Source organism: Ligilactobacillus acidipiscis DSM 15836 (assembly GCF_001435755.1).
Taxonomy (GTDB): domain Bacteria; phylum Bacillota; class Bacilli; order Lactobacillales; family Lactobacillaceae; genus Ligilactobacillus; species Ligilactobacillus acidipiscis.
In genome coordinates, this window is record NZ_AZFI01000208.1 from 1 (window position 1) to 3,023 (window position 3,023).

At 36.3% G+C, this 3,023-nt stretch carries 3 protein-coding genes; all 3 read left to right on the top strand.

Annotation, left to right across the window (positions count from 1 at the left end):
- The first annotated feature begins 66 nt into the window (after positions 1-66).
- Positions 67-999 (top strand): AEC family transporter, encoded by a 933-nt coding sequence (locus FC65_RS09855; protein WP_056972541.1) that lies wholly within the window; start codon positions 67-69, stop codon positions 997-999.
- A 93-nt stretch (positions 1,000-1,092) separates the two neighbouring features.
- Positions 1,093-1,389: a hypothetical protein gene (locus tag FC65_RS09860; protein WP_056972542.1), complete on the top strand. Its 297-nt coding sequence runs from the start codon at positions 1,093-1,095 to the stop codon at positions 1,387-1,389.
- 207 nt (positions 1,390-1,596) lie between these two features.
- A complete protein-coding gene (locus tag FC65_RS09865; RefSeq protein ID WP_056972543.1) occupies positions 1,597-2,892 on the top strand; it encodes an adenylosuccinate synthase in 1,296 nt (431 codons plus the stop codon).
- Positions 2,893-3,023 lie beyond the last annotated feature (131 nt).

The window sequence follows — 3,023 nt, forward strand, 5'->3', positions numbered from 1 at the left end:
ATTTACACAAACTATTTTATACTCTCAGCTGATTGAACAGCAAATTATTATGTGGGAGAAATCATTATGGATCTTAGTCTGTTATTTGGACAAATTATTTTAATGTTTGCTTTAATGCTTGTTGGTATTTTAGCAAATAAGGTAAAATTTATGCATGAGAAAACTGCTAGTGACCTAACAAATGTTCTGTTATATATCGTATCACCGTGTCTGATCGTTCAATCATTTCAAAAGCCTTATTCTGCTAACCGGATCCATATTTTTTTATTGCTCGTAGTAGGAGTCTTTTTAGTGTATATCGTTCAAATTGTCGTGTCTAAAGTGTTATTTAAGGGGCTTTATGACCACAATTTGCAACGGATCGTTAAATATGGCAGTATTTATTCAAACGCTGGTTTTATTGGCATTCCGTTAGCCAGCTCATTGTTTGGTTCTACTGGCGTTTTTTATGCAGTAGTACCGTTAGCAATGTTTAACATTTTTAACTGGACGCATGGCGTTAAATTATTTGCATCTGATTCAGAACAGAACTTAATAGAGAAGTTGAAAAGTATCTTGTTTAATCCCAATATTATTGCTCTCTTTGTAGGATTAATGATTTTTGCTTTTTCCATTAGATTACCGTCATTTCTTAATCAAATGGTCGGTTATATCAGTTCGATCAATACCCCAGTTTCGATGCTCGTGATCGGAAATAGTTTGGCCAATATTGTTTTTAAGAATTTTAGACTGGATCGTTCGCTTACATTGTCTTTATTTTTAAGAAATTTAGTTTATCCCATAGTTACTAGTATAATTATGCATGTTTTTGGGGTAACGGGGGTCCCTCTAGCGACTGCGATCTTGATGATGTCATGTCCAGTTGGAGGGATGGTCGTTTTGTTTACTTTGCAAGTTCATGGTAAGCAGGAGCCTGCAATTACCTTGATGGCGGTATCGACTATGTTGAGTTTAATCACTATTCCAGCAGTATTTTTGTTTAATAATTTATTGGGTTAAATATGAGGCTCATTGAAGCAGGTCAATAGCAGTGACAAAATTTATCTCTAATGCGATAATGGTCGTAAATATTTGTGAGAATGGAATGACTATATGAAGTCCAATAAAGCAATTACGACTCAGGCAAATCAATTGATGACAGTCTTTAAAGTAGAAAATGCTGCTAGCGGTGTAGAAGTGCAAAAAATCATCGATGAGGCCCAAGAAAAATTAGATAAACGACAGGCTTCACCGCAAAAAGTCATTGAGGAAGTAGTATTGGCGATGTATTCTTTGAAGGTCAAGGGAATTATTTCTATCAGTGATGCCACGTTTAAGACTTTAAAAGAAATGGAAAAGCTCTCTCGTGAACGAAGCTGGTTACCTTTCAGACCGTATGATCCCTGGTAATATCAAAATCTTAACAAAACGACTGTGTGTTGTTTTTTTTTGCTTTTTTTGAGGATAAAGTTCGCTAATTTATCTTTTTAAAGTATTTATGTATAATAATATTCGGTTTTAGTTTGAATGATTGGCAGTGCTTTGTTACAATTATCAAGTGTGTACGAGCACAAAGTTAAATTTATTATTAACAATTAAATTAATGAGGTGAATGGAATGTCATCAGTAGTAGTAGTTGGCAGTCAATGGGGCGACGAGGGAAAAGGCAAGATCACAGATTTTCTAAGTCAAGATGCTGAAGTTATTTCGCGGTATCAAGGCGGGGATAATGCTGGACATACGATCGTATTCAATGGAGAAACTTATAAATTACGCTTGATCCCGTCAGGTATATTTTATTCAAACAAGATAAGTGTGATTGGTAATGGAGTTGTTTTAAATCCGAAATCTCTTACAACGGAAATTGATTATTTGAATAATAGGGGGATTTCGACTACTAATTTGCGAGTTTCAGACCGGGCACACGTTATTTTGCCATATCATATCGTTTTGGATAAACTACAGGAAAAATCTAAAAAAGGTAATAAGATCGGTACTACTGCTCATGGCATTGGTCCTGCTTATATGGATAAGGCTGCTCGTATCGGAATTCGAATTGCTGATTTATTAGATAAAAATATTTTTGCTGAGAAGCTAAGGATCAACCTAGAAGAAAAGAATCGTTTATTTAAAAATATGTATGCTTATGAGGGAGAACCACTTGATTTCGATAAGATGTTTGAAGAATATTATGCGTATGGTCAACGTATTAAGGAATATGTGACTGATACCTCAGTCGTTTTGAATGAAGCATTAGATGCTGGCAAACGTGTGCTATTTGAAGGGGCACAAGGTGTTATGTTAGACATTGATCAGGGGACCTACCCGTTTGTAACTTCATCTAACCCAGTCGCAGGTGGTGTAACGATCGGTAGTGGTGTTGGCCCCTCTAAAATCAACAAAGTTGTGGGTGTATGTAAAGCATATACATCACGCGTTGGGGATGGGCCTTTCCCAACAGAATTACTAGATAAAACTGGCGATCATATCAGAGAAGTTGGGCATGAATATGGTACAGTTACTAAGCGTCCACGACGGATCGGCTGGTTTGATAGCGTGGTAATGCGTCATGCTAAAAGAGTTTCAGGGTTGACCAACCTTTCTTTGAATTGTCTAGATATTTTAACTGGTCTTGATGAATTGAAGATCTGTACCGCTTATGATTTAAAGGGGGAAAAGATTTATCATTACCCAGCTAATTTAGAAGAATTGAAAGCCTGCAAGCCGATTTATGAAACACTGCCTGGTTGGACAGAGGACATCACTTCTTGCAAGACTTTGGAAGATCTACCAGAAAACGCTAGAGCTTATCTGCATCGTGTGCAAGATCTTGTTGGAGTGAAAATTTCAACTTTCTCTGTCGGTCCAGATCGTGCGCAAACAAACGTTTTAGAGAATGTTTGGGGAATTTGATCCAAGTGAGAAAGTTTATTTTATGAAGTACTGAAAACTAAATTTGAATAATACTGAATAAGTCACCCAAACAATGTTTTGGATGGCTTTTTATTATAGAAATTTGGTTCTTTATCAAGTGGTACTGATGA